Here is a 20,682-nt window from a genome sequence, read left to right as displayed (position 1 = left end):
TGGGCGCTCTTTTTTTATCGCCGTCACCTCGCAGGCAGCGGTTGTCCCTTTGTGATTGGCGCCGTTCTGGCGTAACGTGGCCACTCCCCTTCTCTGGAGTGCTGTGCCGGATGCCGACTCTCACCGTTCGCCTGATCCCCCTGCGTGACGCAGACTTTCCCGCCTATCGCGACTACTTCATCGAGGATTACGCCCAGGATCTTGCCAGCAACCACGGGATGGCGCTGCCTGACGCCCACCGTCAGGCCGACGCCTCGTTGCAGCAGCTCCTGCCACTGGGTGTCGCCACCCCGGGTCATCACCTGCTCGCCATGGTACCTGAAGCCTCGAACACACCGGGCGAGCCTCTGGGCTATCTCTGGCACGCCATCGACGGCGCCGCCGGCACCACCTTCATCTACGACTTCTATGTGACACCGCCCCATCGTGGTCGCGGCCTCGGCAAGGCTGCCATGGCCGCCCTGGAGGCGCAGCTCGCCCCCCTAGGCATCCACCAGATCAAGCTGAGGGGGGCCCATGACAACCCGAGGGCACTGGCGCTCTATCAGGCACTGGGCTTCACCATCACGGGCTACAACATGGCAAAGCGTCTGGATTGAGCACCTTCATTGGGCCACCACCCGGCCCATGGCTCAGAGCGAGATGCCGGAAAAAGACATGAAGCCGAGGGACATCAGCCCCGCCACGATGAAGGTAATGCCAATCCCCCTCAACCCCTCGGGCACATCCGAATACTTCATCTTCTGGCGCAACCCCGCAATGGCGACGATGGCCAGCAGCCAGCCCAGCCCTGAGCCCGCCCCGTAGACCACGGATTCGATGAAGTCGTAATCCCGCTGGGCCATGAACATCACCCCGCCGAAGATGGCGCAGTGCACCGTCAGCAGCGGCAGATAGATACCGAGCGCGTGATGGAGCGCCGGGAAATGTTTGTCGAGCACCATCTCCATCACCTGCACCAGCGCCGCCAGCACCCCGATGTAGACGATGAAGTCGAGAAAGCCCAGATCAAACTCCCCGAGGAAGGTACTCTCGGGACGCAGGATATGGCGGTAGATCAGGTTGTTGAGGGGGATGGCGATCACCATGACCACCAGCACCGTCATGCCCAAACCGAAGGCCGTGTTGATGTTTTTCGAGACGGCCAGGAAGGTGCACATGCCAAGGAAGAAGGCCAGCGCCAGGTTTTCCACAAAGATCGCCTGGATGAAGAGATTGACGTAATAGTCCATGAATGAGTTCACCACTTGATTGCAATAAGAGCATGTCCGCGCCCGGCCAACGGCCAGTCGCGAAGATGACGTTTACAGAGAGAGCTGGCGCAGCACCCGGTAATGACCACGGCAGCCGCCAGACTGCCGAGCAGCCCGGTCAGCGGTACTCAATGACGGGGATCAAACGGGCGGGCGCCCGGCTGGTGAACCTAGTCGCCCTGGCAGAAGCGATATTGCAGGTGGTGGCAGCGAAGCCGCCGTGTGTGCAGAGCGCCGAAGTAGTCGGGCCGCTGCCTGAGATAGATGAGGGGCAGGAAAAACAGCAGGCCGCAGAGCAGGCCGAGGATCTCGTGCTGGAACCAGGCCAGCAGCATCTGGTAGAGCTCGGCATGAGCGGCCCCTTCCAGTCGCCGTCCCTGTTCGAAACCGAGCCGCCACTGGGAGGCGGGCGGCAGGCTGACGTTGTCGGCAAGCCCCGGGTTCGCTGGCTCATGGAACAGCATCGGCCACTCCTGCCCTTGCGTCTCCATTCCCGGCGTTGCAACGACCCCTGCCGCCGCCGCAGCGGCAAGCCACAGAAGGCAGGCGATGGCAAGCACCATCGGCCATGACGAGGGGCGGCGAGAGGATGACAAGGGGGCGGTCCGTCAAGAAAAATTACAGGTGGAATATATCACAATACCGTCACTTATTGCATTTTCCACCATGAGATATCAGAAAGGTTGATATTAAACACCGCCCCATTTCCTAAAACCGACAAGGTTGCACCACCTTGAGAAAGCGACTTGCATCTTCCTCAAGGTGAGGGCTCACCCCTGCTGGAAGGCCTGGTGGTAGCGCACTTCACCACTGGGCATGGCAGCGCCGAACGAGCAGGCCATGAAGTACTCGGGCGGCACGCCGAGCAGCGTCAACCCCGGCTCGGGCACGAAACCGAAACGGCCGTAGAAGCCGGGATCCCCCAGCACTACGCAGCCGGCCGCCCCTATCCCCTTGAGCTCGGCCAGACCCGCGTCCATCAGCCGTGACCCCAGCCCCCTGCCCTGAAGCGCAGGGGAGACGGAAATGGGGCCAAGGCCATACCAGTGCGGGCTGCCATCGCTGATGGTGACCGGCGAGAAGCAGAGGTGGCCGACCACCCGCCCCGCCTGCTCCGCCACCAGCGACAGGCTGAGTGCCCCGGCCTGGCGCAAGGCGCGCACGATCAGCTGTTCGTTGTGATCGGTATGGGGGGCATTGAGGAACGCGGCCACGGTCAGCGCTTCAATGGCGTCGTGATCGGCGCCCGTTTCAGGTCGAATGAGAATATTCATAAGGTTTTCTCCGTTTGCTCTCTTTCAATGGATGGCCTGATCAGACTGTCTGCAGGCAGCAGATCACATAGCCATAGCTGCCCAGGTATTGGCGGTGGATGGCCACTTCCCGGCTCAGATCCTGCCAGGCTGGGCTATCCCCCAGCTCGGCACGGTGGCGCGCCAGATTGCGCTCGATGGGATCCAGATAGTTGTCCCAGGCCCTTTGCGGCAACTCGGTGTGCCACAGGCAGCGATAACCCGCCTCCTGCACCGTTTTGAGCAGGCCCGCGAGGGTCTGCATGGCGGGATAATCCCGCTGCCAGAACGCCAGTGCCTCCTCTGGCGGCGTGTCCGTCAGCCACACCAGGTCGCTCAGCACCAGGCAGGCAGCAGGATCGGCAAGGTACGGCCGCCATGCCTGCAAGGCGTTGGCCACCCCGATGGTGTAGGCGCTCCCCTCGGCCCAGATGAGATCGGCGGGGGTCAGGTCTGCCGGCAGCGCCGCCATGTTGGCGCACAGGGTAGTGACCTGACTCAGCCCCGCAGCACTGGCGCTACGGGCCACGGCGGCCAGCGCCTCCTCGTCCAGATCGATGGCTACGATGGTGGCGTCCGTCACCTGTGCCAGCGCCAGGGTGGCGGCGCCGCGCCCACAGCCCATGTCGAGGATCCGGCGAGGCTGGCTGGGCAGCGCGGCAAATTGCTGCTGGGTGAAGAGGCTATCGCCCGGCCCCCAATAGCTCATGCCATCCAGCAGCAGCTTGAAATCCCGGATGTAACGTTCATGTTCATTCATGTCTTTGCTGAGCCACTGCAGGTGGTAGCGCTCTTTTTCACTGAATCCCTGCTGCATCACCCAGGCAAAGTAAGCCTGCGGGGCTTGATGCTGCAGTTGCTGCTGCCAGGCCTTGAACTCGTCGCCGGAGTGCGCACGCAAACCGGCGAGATCTGCCAGCAAATCCCGGGCGCGTTGCATCCGCGCCAGCTCTTCATCCAGCTCCCTGACCCGGGCTTCCAGTGTCGCCTGCTCCAGCTCGCCCGCCAGACAGGCGAGGCACTGCTTGAGGCTGAGGCCACCCGCCTGCAGGGCCTGTACCATCCGCAGCCGCTGCAGATCGTCATCGTCGTAGTGGCGATAGCCGTTGGCGCCCCTCGTGCCCGCAATCACCCCCAGCTTCTCGTAATAGAGCAGGGTGGAGCGGGCCAGGCCGCAGCGCCGGGCCAGTTCGGATATTTTCATGACAACCACTCGCTGAGGGGTCCGTGACCCGATGAAGGGAAGCTTAAACTGTGAAGCAATAGACGGGTCAACGACCACATCCGGGTTCACACCATAAAAAAACGGCCACCCTGAGGTGGCCGTCATCGACAGCAAGAGAGACTCGCGGGATCAGAGGCCGGCGGCTTCCAGATGCTCCACCAACAACTGCACGCTGCGGTTGCCACGCCACTCGTTGACGTCGAGCCGGTAGACCAGCCGCACCCGCTTCACCGAAGCATCGGGCCAGCGCTGCAAGTCGACGCCAAAGGCGATGGCATCCACCGCGTGGCCGGAATCCGTGGTCAGCATCATCTTGAGGTGCTTCTCCCCCACCAACCGCTGCTGCACCAGCACGAACTCGCCGTCAAACAGCGGCTCGGGGAAGGCCTGACCCCAGGGGCCGGAGGCGCGAATAAGCTCCGCCAGCTCGAGGGTGAGCTCGTCCGGCAGCAGTTCGCCATCGGTGAGCAGCACCCCGGTCAAGAGCTCAGGGGTCACCAGCTCGCCGATGACCGCCTCAAAAGCCCGCCCGAAGGCCTCGATATTGGCCTTGGGCAGGGTCAACCCGGCCGCCATGGCGTGGCCGCCAAACTTGCCCATCAAGCCGGGGTGGCGGGTATCGAGCAGTTCCAGCGCATCGCGCAGGTGCACCCCCGGGATGGAGCGCCCGGATCCCTTGAGCTCGGTCTCGCTGCTCTCGGCAAAGGCGATGACCGGGCGGTAGTACTTCTCCTTCACCTTGGAGGCCACCAGCCCCACCACCCCCTGATGCCACTCGTTTCGGTGCAGCACGATGCCGGAGGGCACCTCGCCGTCACGAAAACGGATCTGCTCCAAAGTGGCGAGCGCCTCCTGCTGCATCCCCTGCTCGATCTCCTTGCGCTCCTGGTTGAGGCTGTCCATTTCGGAGGCGAACTGGCGCGCCAGGTTGATGTCGTCACAGAGCAGACAAGCGACCCCGAGGGACATGTCATCGAGCCGGCCCACCGCGTTGAGGCGCGGCCCCAGCGCAAAGCCGAGATCGGCAGCGCACAGGCGACGACCGTCGCGGCCCGACACATCCACCAGCGCCTGGATGCCGGGGCGACAACGGCCGGCCCGGATCCGCTGCAAACCCTGATGAACCAGGATGCGGTTGTTGCCATCCAGCGCTACCACGTCGGCCACGGTGCCGAGGGCCACCAGATCCAGGTAATCTGCCACGTTGGGGGCGCGCAGCCCCTGACGCTCATACCAGCCGCTCTGGCGCAGATGGGTGTTGAGGGCCGCCATCAGATAGAAGGCGACCCCGACCCCGGCAAGCGACTTGGAGGGGAAGTCGCAGCCATGCTGGTTGGGGTTCACTATCGCGTCGGCGTCAGGCAGTTCCAGGCCCGGCAAATGGTGATCGGTAACCAGTACCTGCATGCCGGCCGCCTTGGCCGCCGCCACCCCGGCGATGCTGGAGATACCGTTGTCCACCGTGATCAGGAACTCGGCGCCACGGGCCACTGCCAGCTCGACGATCTCCGGGGTGAGGCCATAACCGAACTCGAAGCGGTTGGGCACCAGAAAATCGATGTGGCGACCGCCCATGGCGCGCAGGGCCAGCACGCACAGCGCCGAACTGGTGGCGCCGTCGCAGTCAAAGTCACCGACGATGAGAATGCGTTTTTGCGCCGTCAGCGCCTCGGCCAGCAGCGGCACCGCCTGCGCCATGCCGAACAGACGTTGGGGCGGCAGCAGCTGGTTGGCGCTGCGCTCCAGCAGGGCAGGGTCTTCTACCCCGCGGCTGGCGAAGATCTGGCGAAGCAGCGGGTGCAGGGTGGCGGGCAGATGGGAATCATCAACTCGCGGACGACGACGGATTAGCAGGGGCATTGATGTGATCCAGTATCTTGAGCAGTTGTTCGGGGCTCTGGTAACCGCGCACCAGGTCGCCATTGGGCAGGACCCAGCTCGGTGACGCCTTGATCCCGAGCCATTGGCTCAGGCCGATATGATGGGCAAGGATCGCATTACAACCGCTCTCAGGCAAACGATCGCTGAAGTTGAGTTCGCGCAGCAGCCCGGGATCGCACCAGCTAGCCTGATCCGAGGCGGCGACAGGCGCAGGCAGCAGTTGCACGCTCACGCCCCTCGCCTGCAAGCGGGGCAACTCCTCCAGCGCGATGCGGCAAGGACCGCAGGCGAGATCGGTAAACAGGGTGAGGCGGTGGCGTTCAGGGGTGGCCTTGAGCCAGAGCCGGGCCTCCCCTATCTGGGAGAGCGCCAGCCTGCGTTGCTGCTGCTGGCTGAGCCGGGTGAGGTTTCTCATGTCGTGGGCCAGATCCAGCATGGAGCCCTGCAGCACATAGTCTCCCCTGGCATCGCTGTAGAGCAGTCCCTGGGCCGTGCCCAGCAGATAGAGGCCCGGCATGGGGGTCTCGTCCACCAGGTAGACCTGCACACCGAGGCGCTGCTCTATGGTCTGTTTCAACACATGGGGGTCCATCCCCGCGCTGGCCGCAAAAGCGCACAGCAGCATCATTCCCAGCAGTAAATATCGCATCAGCTCATTCACTTGGCATGATTGAAGGGTCTCATAAGGTAACCCAGACAATTCCCTCTCCCAAAGGCCTTAATTAGTGATCGATTAATAACGTCCGCAAGAAAAAATCACGGGATGACAGGTTGCCAATCGGGCTTGAGCCCCGCAAGCTAATCAGGACGACGGGAGACATCTTTAGTCATCCCTCTGTTTTGCTGATGTTTTATTATTCAAATCGACGTGCGCTCAGGTGGCACGTCGTCCATTTATAGGGGGAAAAATGAGTCTTATTCAAGAGTTCAAGGCCTTTGCATCCAGGGGCAATGTGATCGACATGGCGGTCGGTATCATCATAGGTGCCGCCTTTGGCAAGATTGTCTCCTCCTTCGTGGGAGACGTGATCATGCCCCCCATCGGGCTGATCCTGGGGGGCGTGGATTTCAGCGATCTCGCCGTGACCCTGAAGGCCGCCGAAGGGGATGCCCCTGCCGTGGTCATCGCCTACGGCAAGTTCATCCAGACCTGTATCGACTTCCTGATCATCTCCTTCGCCATCTTCATGGGGCTCAAGGCCATCAACACCCTGAAGAAGAAGCAGGAAGAGGAAGCCGCTGCCCCGGCCGGCCCCACCAAGGATCAGGAGCTGCTGACCGAGATCCGCGACTTGCTGAAATCCCAGCAGGGGAAATAACCGTTTCCTCCCTGTCGTGTGCTGAAAAAAACCGCCTTCGGGCGGTTTTTTGTTGCAAGGCAGGTGAGGCGATCAGGCTCTGGGGTGGTGCTGGCCGTGCAGTGCCTTGAGCCGCTCGTTGGCCACGTGGGTATAGATCTGGGTGGTGGAGAGATCCGCGTGGCCCAGCAGCATCTGCACCACTCGCAGATCGGCACCGTGATTGAGCAGGTGGGTGGCGAAGGCGTGACGCAGGGTGTGGGGGGAGAGCTCGCCCTGGATGCCGGCGCGCTGGGCATAGAGCTTGATGCGGTGCCAGAAGGTCTGACGGGTCATCATGCGCGCCTGCTTGGAGGGGAACACCACGTCCGAGCTGGTGCCGCCGAGGAGCAGGGTACGCGCCTCCCGGTAGTAGCGCTCCAGCCAGTGCACCGCCTCCTCCCCCATGGGCACCAGGCGCTCCTTGTTGCCCTTGCCCACCACTCGCACCAGCCCCTGGCGCAGGCTGACGTGTTCGGCGGTCAGCCCCACCAGCTCGGACACCCGCAGCCCGGTGGCGTAGAGCAGCTCAAGCATTGCCTTGTCCCGCAGCTCCAGCGGGTCGTCCACCAGGGGCGCTTGCAGCAGCGCCTCCACCTCGGCTTCGCTCAGATCCGATGGCAGCTTTTTGGGGAGCTTTGGCCCCTCCAGCAGCACGGTGGGATCGTCGCTGCGCAGCTTCTCGCGATTGAGGTACTGGTAGAAGCGGCGCAGGGCCGAGAGGAAACGGGCCGTGCTGCTGGCCGCGAACTGATGGTCCACCCGCCAGGCGAGGTAGTGCTGGATGTCGTCCAGCCCCGCCAGCAGCAGGGAACCGCCTTGCTCATCGAGCCAGAGGGCAAATTTTTCCAGGTCGGTGCGATAGGAGCTGACCGTGTTGTCGGAAAGCCCCCGCTCCAGCCAGAGGGCGTCGAGAAACGGCTCGATCAGGGGATGGGGTTCTGCTTTGCTCATGGTGCTCCGCGCTCAGGGAAACAGGTCGCCATTGTAACGTGCCGACCCACCCGGGCCGCAAGGCAAGGCTGCACATCCCCTCAGGCGGTGAAGAGCCCGGCGCAATCTGCTAGACTGGCGCCCTCCCCCCGGGCGCCGCTGTGCCGGTCACGCCCCTTGCCGACTGCGATCAAGAGAAGAGCGATGAAGATAGGTTTGTTTTATGGCTCCACCACCTGCTACACCGAGATGGCCGCCGAGAAGATCCGCGCCCTCATCGGCCCCGAGCTGGTCGATCTCCACAACATCAAGGATGTGCCCCTCGCCCGCATGCAGGAGTACGACATCCTGATCCTGGGCATCTCCACCTGGGACTTCGGCGAGCTGCAGGAGGACTGGGAATCTCGCTGGGAAGACATCGCCGACCTGCATCTGGAGGGACGCATCATCGCCCTGTTTGGCATGGGCGATCAGCTGGGCTATGGGGAGTGGTATCAGGATGCCCTCGGCCTGCTGCACGATCAGCTGGTCCCCAAGGGGGTCAAGCTGGTGGGCTACTGGCCCAACGAGGGGTACGAGTTTGACGCCTCCAAGGCGCTCATCGACGATGGCCGTCACTTCGTCGGGCTGGCCCTCGATGACGCCAACCAGTACGACCAGACTGAGTCCCGTATCGAGCAGTGGGTCGACCAGATCCTGAACGAGATCCACGAACTGCTCTGATCCTGGCCGCCTGGATGTTCGACGACGCCGGCCAATGGACGACCAGACCGACCCCGCATCGAGCCGTGGGTCGACCTCATATCAAGCGAGCGCCATGAGAGGCGCCAACCTCCCCTGCCGGTAGCCTGCGCTCGGGCTGCCGGGCGCATAAATCGCACCGATTTTCTCGTTTGGTATCATCGGCTGACGCTATAGCGACTTTTTGCTTCTGGTCTGCAACAATGAGGTCGACACCCCATAACAACACAACGCCGGGTGTCGGAAGCAAACGGACAGACCAGAAAAGGATATTCTATGACTTCATTCTCCCTGTTGGCCCCCGCCATCGCCCGCGACGTGCTCGATCACGCGCTGGCTCTGGGTGCCGACTTCGCCGAGCTGTTTGTGGAGCGCAAGCGCCGCAGCCAGCTCAGCCTGCTCTCCAGCCAGATAGAGAACATCAGCGGTGGTCTCGACTTCGGTATCGGCGTTCGCCTGTGCTACGGCCACAAGGTGCTCTACGGCTACACCAATCTGGCCGATCGCAACGAGCTCTTGCGCATCGTTACCCTGCTGGCGGCCAAGGACAAGCGTGACCCCGTGGTCACCGCCACTGCCTTTGACTTCACCCGCCTGACCGACCGCAACCCGATCGCTCTGCCGCTGTCGGCCGACAAGCTGCTAGAGCAGAAGATCGCCTACCTGCATGCCATGGACGCTGCGGCCCGCGCCGAGAGCGACAAGGTGAGCCAGTTCTCGGGCAACGTGCTCGGCTGGGAGCAGGAGGTGGAGATCTTCAACAGCGAAGGGGTGCAGGTGAGCGATCGCCGCCACTACAACCGCATCATGGCCCAGACCATCGCCCTGGACGGGGGCGAGCAGAGCGTAGGTTATGAAGCCCCCGGAGCCATGAAGGGATGGGAGCATGCCGAGAGCATCGATCCCCGCGAGCTGGCTCTCACCGCCACCCGCCAGGCACTGGTGAAGCTGGGAGCCGCCCCCTGCCCGAGCGGCAAGCTGCCGGTCATCATGGAGAGCGGCTTTGGCGGCGTCATCTTCCACGAGGCGTGCGGTCACCTGCTGGAGACCACCTCGGTGGCCAAGAAGGCATCCGTGTTCCACGACAAGATGGGCCAGCTCATCGCCAACCCCGCGGTCAGCGCGGTGGACGAGGGCTTGCAGGGCAACGCCTGGGGCTCCATCAACGTCGATGACGAGGGGATGGCGACCCAGCACACCCAGCTCATCAAGGACGGCGTGCTGACCGGCTTCCTGGTGGACAGAATGGGGGCCCTTCGCACCGGCTACGCCCGCACCGGTTCCGGGCGCCGGGAATCCTACAAGTTCGCCCCCGCCTCCCGCATGCGCAACACCTATATCGAACCGGGCAACTACAGCCTCGACGACATGCTGGCAACCGTGGAACACGGCATCTATGCCAAGCGGATGGGGGGTGGCTCTGTGCAGCCCGGTACCGGCGAGTTCAACTTCAACGTGCAGGAGGCCTACCTCATCGAGGGGGGCAGGATCACCCGTCCCCTCAAGTCGGCCACCCTGATCGGCACCGGCCCGCAGGTATTGAAGGAGATCTCCATGGTGGGGCACGATCTAGCCCTCTCCGCCGGCATGTGCGGCTCGGTCTCCGGATCCATTCCCGCCTCGGTCGGCCAACCGCCGCTCAAGGTTGACAGCATTCTGGTCGGAGGGAACGCCTGATGAACATCCATGACACTCTATGCGGTTCCTTCTCCCGCCTCATTCGCGTTGCAGTCGGCCAGCCGCCGCTCAAGGTTGACAACATTCTGGTCGGAGGGAACGCCTGATGAGCCAACTCGACATGAACCAACTGCTTGCCCGTCTGCTGGACCAGGTCGCCGATCTGGGTGCCGAGGCGGACGTCATCGCCAATCAGGAGAAGGCCTTCTCCCTCAAGGCCGACAAGGGCGAACTCAGTGAATACAAGGTCACCAGCAGCCAGCAGATCGGCATTCGCCTCATCAAGGAAGGCCGGGTCGGCATCGCCTATTCCGAGTCCCTCGACGCGTCGGCCCTGGACGCCATGGTGCAGGATGCGCTCGATGCGAGCCGCTTCGCCAAGGTGGACCCGGATCAGCGCATCACAGTGCAGCAGAGCAGGCTCATCACCGACTGCGCCGAGATACATCAGGCCGACACCACGGCGGTGGAAGAGAAGATTGCCCTGACCCTGCGCCTCGAGTCCGACATGCTGGCCCTGCCGGACGTGACCGGCGCCCCCTACAACGGCTTCTTCGAGGGGGAGAGCCGCCTCTGGCTTGCCAACAGCCAAGGCAGCCTCTGCGAACATCAGGAGTTCAGCGTCGGCTGCCACAGCTCCGCTCTCATCGAGCGGGAGGGCCGCCAGTCCATGCACTACCAGGGACAGTACGCACGGCGCTTCGACGAGTTGGAGAGCCAGCCTCTCATCCGCCAGATCCACGCCGTGGCCGATGGCCTGCTGATGGGTGAGGCGGTGCCGAGCGGTCGCTACAGCGTCATCTTCAGCACCCACTGCTTTGCCAGCCTGTTTGGCTGCTTCCAGTCCGCCCTGTCTGGCAAGTGGGCCCAGCAGGGGATCAACCCCTGGCGCGACAAGCTGGGCCAAAGCGTGGCTTCTCGCTGGCTCACCCTGGAGAGTCGTGCCTATATGCCGGGGGGCATGAAGATCAAGGCGTTTGACGGCGAAGGGGCCGCCACTTCGGATCTCCTGCTCATCGGCGAGGGGGAGCTCAAGACCCTGCTGCACAACAGCGCCACCGCCCGCCACTTCGGCGTGACGAGCAACGGTGCAGCCGCCCGCAGTGCCCGCAGTGCCCTGGACGTGGCCCCTCGTCACCTGGTGTTCGGGCTCGGCCCCCACGGCGAGGCCGAGGTACAAAACGGTGAGTACCTGGAGCTGGTCAAGCTGGACGGCCTGCACTCCGGGGCCGATGCGGTGAGCGGCGACTTCTCGTTCGGTGCCTCCGGCTTCCTCTGCCGAAATGGCGAGCGCGTGGCACCGGTACGCGGCATCACGGTGGCGGGCAACTTCTATCGTCTGCTCGGGGAGCTGGAAGCGGTCGGCAACCAGCTGCACCATGACGATGGCAAGGACTTCTATGCCCCGCTGATCCGCTTTGGCGGGCTCAGCATTGCCGGCAAATAAGAGGGGGAGCCTTACTCGGCTCTTCCCCCTTCAAGCGGCGCCATCAGGCGCCGCTTTTTTTATCCATGGCGCCCCCCGACAGCCACTTCTAACCTCAAAGAGCCACCGACCGCGTTGGCCGGGAACTCTGGAGAATACGACGATGGACAACACCCTGGTCTGGGCCGACATTCCGACACGGGATCTGGATCGCGCCATGGACTTCTACTCGGCCCTGCTCGATGTGCAGGTCACCCCCATCCAGGAAGAGACCATGCGCTTTGCCATGCTGCGCCACGACGGCAGCAACGCGGCGGCCTGTCTCGGCCCCATGGACAAATATCACCAGCCCGGCGGTGCCGGTCCCCTCATCTATCTCTCCCTCGGTGACAGGCTGCAGGAAGCGGAACTGCTGGTCCCCCGGCTCGGCGGGCGGGTGCTGGAGCCTCTGCACAGCATCGGCAGCGGTCATGGCTCCCGGGTCATCATCGAAGATACCGAAGGCAACTGGCTGGCTCTCTATGCCCCACCAGCCAGCTGACGTCCGGATATGCAGAAACAACAACGGCGACCTGATGGTCGCCGTTGTTGTTTAACTGCACTTGCCGGCCATTACGCCTCTGGATTGAGGCGGGTCGGGATGCCGGTACGCTGTTCCAGCACCTGCTTGACCACGTTGGAATCGCTGTCAGCATGGGCGATGAAGCGGGTGGTAGCCGGGGTCATGGGCAGCGGCACGGAGGCGGTGGAGTTGAACTCTTCCTCGGTGCGCGACAGCGGCTCGTGCACTTCCATGTAGCGACCGCCATCCGGCTCGACCGTGGTCTTGACCGGCTGGTTGACGAACTGGACGCGGGTGCCGACCGGCACGTGATCGAACAGGTACTTGATGTCGTCGGCGCGCAGGCGCACGCAGCCGCTGCTCACCCGCAAACCGATACCGAAGGTGGCGTTGGTGCCGTGGATGGCGTACAGGTTGCCGATGTAGAGCGCGTGCAGGCCCATGGGGTTGTCCGGGCCGGCCGGCCAGACCGCGGGCAGGGTCTTGCCCTGGGCGGCGTAGCGGCGACGGATATTCTCGGTCGGGGTCCAAGTCGGGTTGGCACGCTTGCGTTCAACCTTGGTGATCCAGTTCTCCGGGGTGTTGACCCCGAGCTGGCCGATGCCGATGGGCAGCACATGCACCACGTTCTTGCCCTTCGGGTAGTAGTAGAGACGCATCTCCGCCACGTTGATGACGATCCCTTCGCGGGGAGCGTTGGGCAGGATCAGCTGATGGGGAATGATCAGCGTGCTGCCCGCCTTGGGCAAGTAGGGGTCGACGCCGGGGTTGGCTTCCATGATGTTGGTCAGACCCAGCTGGAAGTCGGAGGCGATCTGCTCCAGCGGACGGTTGTCTGCGGGCACCACGTATTCCTGGTTCTCACCGATCAGGCGGCTGTTGGCTGCAGGCAGCTGGTATTCAACGGCGGCGGCCTGCTGGCTGACCAGCGCCAGCGTACATAAAAGAGCCGAAGCGGCAATGCGAAGGGGATTCATAAAATTCCTGTATGGTTTCCTGTTCCTGTGGGCCTTTGCCCTGCTCATCATCGGTCTCTTGTGGGCCCGTCACCGGGGACCAACAACCGAGCGCGCATTCTTTCCCGAGCAGGGCAAAATTTCAACTTGGAGATGGTCTTTTTCGCCGAAAAGATCCATTTCACAGCCAACTCAGGGGCATCTTTCACCCCTTGCACTCTAGCAACCCCAGTCTGAGCGTAAAATGAACATGGCGCAGGCATGCCAAGGCCGTCCCAAATTGCATGACGAGGCGGTCACGAGTACAATCTCGCACCCCGTATATCCGGAGTATCGAGTCACCTCCTGCTCCGATGTACCCCCATCGGATGGCCGTGCGTCGAAGACGGTCGCGCCACCGATGAACCCACACGACGCCATCAGGTGGCGCCGTCCTGATTTGCAATCAGAACGCAACATAACATACCGCCATAAATTCAGTCACTTACAACAATCTTCAAATTGATATCCATGGAACTATACACAATGCTAGTATGAGACTGCGTTGAGTATTAGGGGCTTCTCATGAGCGATTTGATCGATGTGTTGAGTAAATTTTCTGTACATGACTTGGCTAGAATGCTGGCAGAGAGGATCGAGGCTGACAGTCAGAGCACGTTCAAAAATCGTCATGATTTGGGCGGGGGCATAACACTATTCAAACAAAAAGGCAGCTCCAGATGGCACTGTAGAGTCCATCAACCAGCAGATGGCATTTATGACTATCGTCAGAGCACACGGAAACTCGACTTACGAGATGCAACGTCCGAAGCACATCAAATAGCACTGATGTTAAAAATTAAATTATCGAGTGGTGTTGCGCTTAAAAAGGGTATTACGTTTAAAACAATAGCGAATGAAATCGTTCAATTCTACTTGAAGCGCTCTAAGCCTATAGATACATACTACATTAGCCTGATCAAGAATCACCTCCTTCCATATTTTGGTGAGCAAGAGATTGCTAGCATCAACGATAGATCAGTTAGACTGTTTTGGAATAAATACTGTGAGACTCATGATGCTCCAGGAAAATCACTTGCCAACTCAATCCATATTGTATTGAGAAGGATCTTGCTTGAAGCAAAAGAACAAGCCCTCATAAGCTCGATACCTGACATGAGCAATAAAGTAGAAACTAAAAATATTATAAAAGGAGAGTGCTGGGAACCTAATCAAATAAAAACAATTTTTGATAAATTAACTAAATGGCAATCATTATCCCCAACAAACACCGATAGAGTAATTTTTAACTTGTATTGCAGGTTTCTTTATTTAACCGGTATTAGAACAGGGAATGAGGCACTTGGTGTTAGATGGGATGATCTAAAAACAGAAAAAGATTATTACTTAAAAGTACGCAAGGGGAAAATGGAGGGCACGATAAAAGAGGGCCGTGAGATGATTATTTCAAGGAGTGGGCAGGAGAGCAAGGTTATAATTGAGGTCATGTCTCCGCTAGCTAAAATACAGGGATTTGAAAAAATTTCTGAAGCCAAAGCTAAGGCTCCAACCCAGTACCTATTCGAACTAAAACGCCCTGCCGAGATTTGGCGATCTTTCGCTGATGAGATGGAAGTTGAAGGAACATTGTATTGGTTCAGGCATACCTATATAACTAATGAGATACTTAGGGGAGAGCCGCTTGCACACATTGCTGCGCAGGTCGGCAACAGCGTAAAAATGATCGAACGGCACTACTCTCATGCAACTATGAGACGAATTCGAACTGCTGAATTGGATAGAAATAAAAAAGACAAATGATAAATAGATAGATTTCTAACGTTGAATAAAAATACTATCACTACCATAGCGAGCGAGTGATATCTGAGCACAATTGAAATTTAAACACCCGCGTGTTAGCTTCGCACACGCTCGTGCCACTTCGTTGTTATTCGATTTGTATTATTAGGCGCTTCGCTTTAAAATTTTAGGGCTTCGCCCCCATTTTAATTTTATCAAAAAATTGATACCCGCATTAATTCTTGGATGTGGTCTGGGACTTTTTTATGGACAGATGGCATTACAATTTTTACTTATGGAAATCGTTAATTGTTCACCAGCCCAAATTGGAAGGTACACGACTTTCCCATGAAGATGTGGTCATTTTATGAGCATCATGATGTGAACCCACTTATCTCAAGATGAGGGGCTAAGGGTGATAATACCATTTTCATGGTCGGTGTTTATTCTGTGCATGGCCACTAAATTTAAAACGCATAGATTAGCATCTATAAATTTACAACCAACAGAAAAAGGAACTGGCCATCCATGATGCTCTGTGTGAAACACTGAGCAATAAAGAAACTAAGTATGGTTTCTTAATAAAATTGGCTATTCTTTAAGTTATTCTTAAACAGCTGAAAAACGAAATGGCTGAAGCCCTTGTAGGGCAAGGGCTGCAAGAGATTTCACAATCAATTTTCGTACCATGAATTAACGTAGCAACGTACCATGCTTTAACGCTGACGGCGTACATCGCTTTAACGTCATGGGTTACTCTTTTCTACAGCCCCATTGATGACTCTTAAACGCTTCACCTCAACCTGCCTATTAGAGCCAACCTTGTCATTAAACCGAACTCTCCAGCCGTCCAACTCGCTGAGCTGCTTCAATGCAGTAACAATCTCAGCACGTTTACGCCTTATCTCTTTTTTTTCATACTCTGTTTTTGATTTAGATTGGTGAGGCTTGCATGGCTCTCCCCAAATCCGCTGTACTAGGGTATCTATATAAGGAGATAAGTGGTAGCCATGATTGATATTGAATGAAAGCCATGTATGAAGCAACTTGGCTATATTTGAGCTAAGCGAACGACGCTCCTCCAAACATATCCTAGCGTACTGTCCCCCATCGAGTGCCCTTGCAATTTTGGAGTTCAAAACAACATAGACGATATCTTCCCCACCAATTGCCGACGTGTTGTTAATTAGATAACTCAGCAGCCCAGATCGCCACTGTCTCTCCCCCTTAGATATAAGTAAACTTACATTCTTCAATCTATTTAAGCATTTCTTCAACCTATTGTATTCATGACCTGATCTATTCCACCCTAGAATGTTTAAAATGTCGGTCTGTGTAGTAGTTACTAAAGCGCATTGTTCAGTTTCAGCATCAAAACTTACATTCAAATCATTCCACAACAGACTCGACTTCGGCCCTGTATTGGCTGACGAAATTATTTTACTATCAATTCCTGCTAGGGCGATTAATACGAGAAGCACGCTTTGGTCTGAACTATCAAGCCCTTCCGCCAATTCAACACGCAGTTTTTCATGACCACTTTCAGCATCTAGTATAATATTTATTGGACGCTTACCACTTGGCATAGGCATGAACAACCCAGGTATTCGCCCTAAAAATGGGGCAGCCAGAGCGAAATTCTTTACATTGTGGTCATTATTTTTAGAAATTTTCATCAACTATTTCTTTAGTTTTTTTATCTTTACGGGGTCGCTGGTTGTTCTTATCTTGTATAGTACTTGGGGCTCCGACCAAACGACTATCATGGTCTATGACAACCAAGGTATCAATGGTTTTTCCTTTTGTAGTTTTCCCTATAGCCTCGATCTGTAGATTTATTTCCATTTTTAATCCGTCACTCCCCTCCTTATTTTTAGTGCATTCTAATTTAGTAGTTATAGTACCATTGCCTTCTATCTTAGTTATAAAATACTCACTGTCTAATGCAGCTTTGAATGAATAGGCACCTCTTGCACCCTGACCTAGGTCTTTCCCTGTGTGATGCACAATGAGAATTGTTGCACCAGTTTTGTATTTTATTTCATCACAACCAGCGATGAATTTCCCCATATCCTCAGCAGAGTTTTCATTACCAATAAAACTGCGTGCAAGCGTATCAATAACGATCAATCTTACAGGCATATTAGTTTCATTTTTAACATTCTCTGTAGCCAAAATCAAATCGGTAACAACCTGTGGCTGTGATACAAATATTGGTTGTGATATACGGTACAGATTGTCCAGATCTTGCCCATTATTGTATTTATTAATCCAGGCGTGCATGCGTTTTTTCATGCCATTGCTTCCCTCGGCAGCAATATATATTACAGCACCCTGTTTTACCTCCCGGCCCTGCCACTTCTTTCCTGATGCAATCCGACAGGCAATATCTATTATAATGAACGATTTTCTCGAACCGCTGGGCCCGTAAAATCCAGCTAACGAATTTTCGTCCAAAAGGTCTTCAACTAAAAATTGGTCGTAATCAAAGTTTATCGACCCTGCGCCCCTTTCCATAATAAATTGGCTTTTCTGGGGAGATATAGTTTCCATTTTCAATCCACTAATAGAGCAATCAAATATAACAACATAATATTTACATTATTTTTTTCAATTTTAATTAGCTGAACAGAAACTCAGTTACGGAAACCAAAAAACGTTCAATATAGTATCATTAGCTATGCAGCTAACAAGCAAAAATAGCTTTTCAATGGGTGCTAGTACCGAGCACCGAGAAGTCGGATAAAAAGTGCGACACTCATGGTTAAACGGTGGGAAGTAACCAACAGCTGACGCTGTGGTACTCTTCAACTTGCCAAAGCAAAAGCAGTATCACCATGAGTTATCAGCAGTTGGCCGAGGGGCAACGATACCAGATATCCGCGTACTTTGCGCAGGGCGTGTCTGTGTCCGCCACTGCGCAAGCCATTGTCGTTCATCGCTCCACCCTTTATCGAGAGCGACGTCGTAATGCCCACCAGGAGGGTTACCTGCCTATCTGGCGCATCAGCAAGCGCACCTTCATCTAGGACGAGCGCTCGGTTGATGAACGTCCCGCCATCGTCGATAGCCGGAAGCAGTTTGGCAATTGGGAGGCAGATACCGTACTCGGCAAAAAAGCTCGGGCGTGCTAGTGACGCTCGCGGAACATAAGAGCCGTCTATCTAACTTGTGCCACTGTCGACCTATGTGATTCACCCAAGGGCTGTAGACTGGCTGGAATACCAAGCATAACTAATAATGGCCCCGAGAAACGACTCCATATGAGCACCAGCATTTTATGTCAGAGACTTGTTCACCTTCTTAGCTCCTGAGGTATCGGCCAATTTTTCTTAAAATCCATAAACTCAGCAACAAACGAACCCATCACACTCTTAACAAATTCATCATATATGGATTGATTGATAGTGACATGTAAGAGTGAATCCACTCTCAGCGAATCTCCTACTGCGGCTAGGAAATCCGCATTGTGAAAAATTAATGTCACTGTGCCACTTTTTTGATCCTGGCTCAGGATGATCTGTTGATTGGACATTATCCACCCTCAAATGATGCTTATATGCCGTGTCATTATACAAGTGTACTAATAGGCGTGTACAGTGCGCCGTATAATGTAGACCATAGCTCCTCTTGTGAGGAGATAACATGGATTCTGACGAGTTTGAGCTGACGATGCTCGCAACTGCATTCGGTAAAAATGTACGAGAACTGCGGTCTGCACGAGGTATGCAACAGGAAAAACTAGCGCTAATTGCTGGTATAGACCGTGGTCATATGGGAAAAATCGAACGTGGGGAGACTAGGGTAACCCTTGAAAAAGTTTATTTGATCGCAAAGGCCCTTGGGGTCTCGCCTGCATCATTGCTGCCATAGCCATAGCCATAGCATGGCTGTTGCTCTTACCCAATGGCCCGCCCTGGATTTGCAATAAACTCGAACACGCCAAACACCTCACCTTATCACTGCATACAAACCGCCCTGAGCTGGTTTGGTACAGTTTCAGCTCCAGCCAGTGCCAGGCGAAACCACACTCGTTGTCATCGGACGCATCAGGGAGATGCGTCACATTCGGCCAGAAGTTTGCCCACAAACGCTACATCCGGTGCTCCGTCGACCCTCACAGAGTAGCGATGATACTAGGCAGTCCTCTCATGAGGCCAGTAGGGAAAGGAGATCTTGTTTAGGAAATCGTCGGTGTCACAACTCACAAACGCATCGTCCAGACGGCCGATTAGGAAGCCGGCAGGTATCTCAACAACCCTGTGCCTGGGAGATATTCTGAAAAAATCGCTGATACCGAGATTGATGTACTGTAAGCATTTCACGATACTTATAATGCAAATGCCTGCGGGCATTGATGTACTGATCACTACGTTGTCAGCTGACAATTGCCATCGCTGGACAGGACGAGTTCCATCTCACGCTACCGATAATCCATCTGCCAGAAAGCACCGAGCCGAAGATCGGCCAGCAGCCAGGATTTCATTTCACGATACCGATAATGGGGTCGCCAGCGACTACTGAGGCGCAGATCACCTCGTTGTCAGCTGACAATCGCTGCCAGCCAGCAGCTTGGTTTCCATTTCTCGATACCGATAATGCGGTTTGCAGCGGCTACTGAGGCGCAGATCACCTCGTTGTCAGCTGACAATCGCTGCCAGCCAGCAGCTTGGTTTCCATTTCTCGATACCGATAAAGCGGTTTCCAGCGGCTACTGAGGCGCAGATCACCTCGTTGTCAACTGACAATCGCTGCCAGCCAGCAGCTTGGTTTCCATTTCACGATACTTATAATGCAGATGACTGCGGGCACTGATGTACTGATCACCTCGTTGTCAGCTGACAATCGCTGCCAGCCAGCAGCTTGGTTTCCATTTCTCGATACCGATAAAGCGGTTTCCAGCGGCTACTGAGGCGCAGATCACCTCGTTGTCAACTGACAATCGCTGCCAGCCAGCAGCTTGGTTTCCATTTCACGATACTTATAATGCAGATGACTGCGGGCACTGATGTACTGATCACTCCGTTGTCAGCTGACAATCGCCATCGCTGGACAAGCCGAGTTCCATTTCACGCTACCGATAATCCATCTGCCAGAAAGCACCGAGCCGAAGATCGGCCAGCAGCCAGGCTGGTAGCTATCTTAGCAGGCGTTACGCCGCAGTTCCCGATAGACAGTGGAACGATAACACCAATGGAGTGAGCCATGGCGGCAACGGATATCCTTTGCCGATATCTGGTATCGTTGCCCTTCAGTCACCTGCTGATAACTCATGGTGATACTGCTTCTACTTTGGCGAGCTGAAGCGTACCACCGTCAGCAGTTGACTACCTCTCACCGCTTAACCATGAGTGTCGCACTTATTATCTGAATTCCCGGACTGCCTTGAAAAAATGCCTGAGGGTGGTAGAAATACCCGCTATCAGATCAAAATTTCTCTGTAACCGTTTTCGCCATCCTTACCGATAAAATCAATTTAAAAATGACCATTTATTACGGTCAAAAAATGAGTGATCACGCCACTGACATAGCTATCATCAAAACTAAAATTACGAACCTAAAAATTTACTCAAAAATAACTTTTCAAAAATCAATAATAACTTCATTGGAAGGGTTGATA

The 20,682-nt window shown here is 56.5% G+C and carries 20 protein-coding genes and 1 pseudogene; 10 read left to right on the top strand and 11 right to left on the bottom strand.

Translation table 11 applies throughout. The features are described from left to right. Positions 1-110 precede the first annotated feature (110 nt). Positions 111-599 carry a GNAT family N-acetyltransferase gene (locus BGO64_RS07785; protein ID WP_286700416.1) on the top strand — a complete coding sequence of 163 codons (489 nt, stop codon included), beginning with the start codon at positions 111-113 and terminating at the stop codon, positions 597-599. 33 nt (positions 600-632) lie between these two features. Here BGO64_RS07785 and nqrE read toward each other — a convergent pair whose 3' ends face one another. From nqrE to BGO64_RS07755, 6 genes are all read right to left on the bottom strand, one after another. After that, a complete protein-coding gene (gene nqrE / locus BGO64_RS07780) occupies positions 633-1,232 on the bottom strand; it encodes an NADH:ubiquinone reductase (Na(+)-transporting) subunit E (protein ID WP_286700415.1) in 600 nt (199 codons plus the stop codon). Between the two features lie 191 nt (positions 1,233-1,423). After that, complete coding sequence (locus BGO64_RS07775) at positions 1,424-1,717, bottom strand: hypothetical protein (RefSeq protein ID WP_010673751.1); 294 nt, start codon at positions 1,715-1,717, stop codon at positions 1,424-1,426. A 306-nt stretch (positions 1,718-2,023) separates the two neighbouring features. Next, positions 2,024-2,527, bottom strand: a complete 504-nt coding sequence (locus BGO64_RS07770) for a GNAT family N-acetyltransferase (protein WP_286700414.1) — start codon at positions 2,525-2,527, stop codon at positions 2,024-2,026. A 40-nt stretch (positions 2,528-2,567) separates the two neighbouring features. Further along, entirely contained in the window at positions 2,568-3,749 is a 1,182-nt protein-coding gene (locus tag BGO64_RS07765) for a MerR family transcriptional regulator (protein ID WP_286700413.1), read from the bottom strand. Positions 3,750-3,899: 150 nt separating this feature from the next. Further along, a complete protein-coding gene (gene recJ, locus BGO64_RS07760) occupies positions 3,900-5,630 on the bottom strand; it encodes a single-stranded-DNA-specific exonuclease RecJ (RefSeq protein WP_286700412.1) in 1,731 nt (576 codons plus the stop codon). After that, a complete protein-coding gene (locus tag BGO64_RS07755) occupies positions 5,596-6,300 on the bottom strand; it encodes a disulfide isomerase DsbC N-terminal domain-containing protein (protein WP_039041117.1) in 705 nt (234 codons plus the stop codon). Before BGO64_RS07755 ends, recJ begins: the two co-directional genes overlap by 35 nt. A 259-nt stretch (positions 6,301-6,559) precedes the next feature. Between BGO64_RS07755 and mscL the strand changes: the two genes are divergently transcribed. Continuing rightward, positions 6,560-6,970, top strand: a complete 411-nt coding sequence (gene mscL, locus BGO64_RS07750; protein WP_010673746.1) for a large-conductance mechanosensitive channel protein MscL — start codon at positions 6,560-6,562, stop codon at positions 6,968-6,970. Between the two features lie 72 nt (positions 6,971-7,042). Here mscL and xerD read toward each other — a convergent pair whose 3' ends face one another. Then, positions 7,043-7,942, bottom strand: coding sequence for a site-specific tyrosine recombinase XerD (gene xerD / locus BGO64_RS07745; RefSeq protein ID WP_286700411.1), 900 nt, complete (start codon positions 7,940-7,942; stop codon positions 7,043-7,045). 183 nt (positions 7,943-8,125) lie between these two features. On the opposite strand from xerD, the gene fldB reads away from it, so the two are divergent. From fldB to BGO64_RS07720, 5 genes are all read left to right on the top strand, one after another. Beyond that, the gene (gene fldB / locus BGO64_RS07740; protein WP_049636563.1) at positions 8,126-8,644 is read left to right on the top strand and encodes a flavodoxin FldB; all 519 of its coding nucleotides are present in this window, start codon (positions 8,126-8,128) and stop codon (positions 8,642-8,644) included. 294 nt (positions 8,645-8,938) lie between these two features. Then, positions 8,939-10,339 carry a TldD/PmbA family protein gene (locus BGO64_RS07735; protein ID WP_286700410.1) on the top strand — a complete coding sequence of 467 codons (1,401 nt, stop codon included), beginning with the start codon at positions 8,939-8,941 and terminating at the stop codon, positions 10,337-10,339. Next, positions 10,339-10,446 (top strand): TldD protein, encoded by a 108-nt coding sequence (locus BGO64_RS07730; protein ID WP_286700409.1) that lies wholly within the window; start codon positions 10,339-10,341, stop codon positions 10,444-10,446. The genes BGO64_RS07735 and BGO64_RS07730 overlap by 1 nt, the downstream gene beginning before the upstream one ends. Further along, positions 10,446-11,786 (top strand): TldD/PmbA family protein, encoded by a 1,341-nt coding sequence (locus BGO64_RS07725; protein ID WP_160838799.1) that lies wholly within the window; start codon positions 10,446-10,448, stop codon positions 11,784-11,786. The genes BGO64_RS07730 and BGO64_RS07725 overlap by 1 nt, the downstream gene beginning before the upstream one ends. Before the next feature lie 142 nt (positions 11,787-11,928). Then, positions 11,929-12,306: a VOC family protein gene (locus BGO64_RS07720; protein WP_010673739.1), complete on the top strand. Its 378-nt coding sequence runs from the start codon at positions 11,929-11,931 to the stop codon at positions 12,304-12,306. Positions 12,307-12,377: 71 nt separating this feature from the next. Here the strand turns inward: BGO64_RS07720 and BGO64_RS07715 are convergent, their stop codons facing one another. Beyond that, on the bottom strand, positions 12,378-13,304 hold the full coding sequence (locus tag BGO64_RS07715; protein ID WP_041212511.1) for a L,D-transpeptidase family protein: 927 nt from the start codon (positions 13,302-13,304) through the stop codon (positions 12,378-12,380). Positions 13,305-13,847: 543 nt separating this feature from the next. On the opposite strand from BGO64_RS07715, the gene BGO64_RS07710 reads away from it, so the two are divergent. Continuing rightward, entirely contained in the window at positions 13,848-15,083 is a 1,236-nt protein-coding gene (locus BGO64_RS07710; RefSeq protein WP_005303803.1) for a site-specific integrase, read from the top strand. Between the two features lie 725 nt (positions 15,084-15,808). Here BGO64_RS07710 and repC read toward each other — a convergent pair. Together repC and BGO64_RS07700 are read right to left on the bottom strand one after the other, a co-directional pair. Next, positions 15,809-16,738 carry a replication protein C, IncQ-type gene (gene repC, locus BGO64_RS07705; protein ID WP_080697940.1) on the bottom strand — a complete coding sequence of 310 codons (930 nt, stop codon included), beginning with the start codon at positions 16,736-16,738 and terminating at the stop codon, positions 15,809-15,811. Continuing rightward, positions 16,725-17,615, bottom strand: coding sequence for an AAA family ATPase (locus tag BGO64_RS07700; protein WP_005303807.1), 891 nt, complete (start codon positions 17,613-17,615; stop codon positions 16,725-16,727). Before BGO64_RS07700 ends, repC begins: the two co-directional genes overlap by 14 nt. A gap of 284 nt (positions 17,616-17,899) precedes the next feature. Here BGO64_RS07700 and BGO64_RS07695 point away from each other — a divergent pair. Beyond that, a pseudogene (locus BGO64_RS07695) lies at positions 17,900-18,225 on the top strand (helix-turn-helix domain-containing protein); the annotation flags it as partial. Positions 18,226-18,357: 132 nt separating this feature from the next. On the opposite strand, the gene BGO64_RS07690 reads toward BGO64_RS07695, so the two are convergent. Beyond that, positions 18,358-18,597, bottom strand: coding sequence for a hypothetical protein (locus BGO64_RS07690; protein ID WP_005303809.1), 240 nt, complete (start codon positions 18,595-18,597; stop codon positions 18,358-18,360). 110 nt (positions 18,598-18,707) lie between these two features. Between BGO64_RS07690 and BGO64_RS07685 the strand changes: the two genes are divergently transcribed. After that, the gene (locus tag BGO64_RS07685; protein ID WP_080697938.1) at positions 18,708-18,935 is read left to right on the top strand and encodes a helix-turn-helix domain-containing protein; all 228 of its coding nucleotides are present in this window, start codon (positions 18,708-18,710) and stop codon (positions 18,933-18,935) included. The last annotated feature ends 1,747 nt before the right edge of the window (positions 18,936-20,682 follow it).

The sequence above is a fragment of the Aeromonas sp. 62-46 genome (assembly GCF_001898585.1).
GTDB classification, from domain to species: domain Bacteria; phylum Pseudomonadota; class Gammaproteobacteria; order Enterobacterales; family Aeromonadaceae; genus Aeromonas; species Aeromonas caviae.
This window is presented reverse-complemented; position numbering and strand designations above follow the sequence as displayed.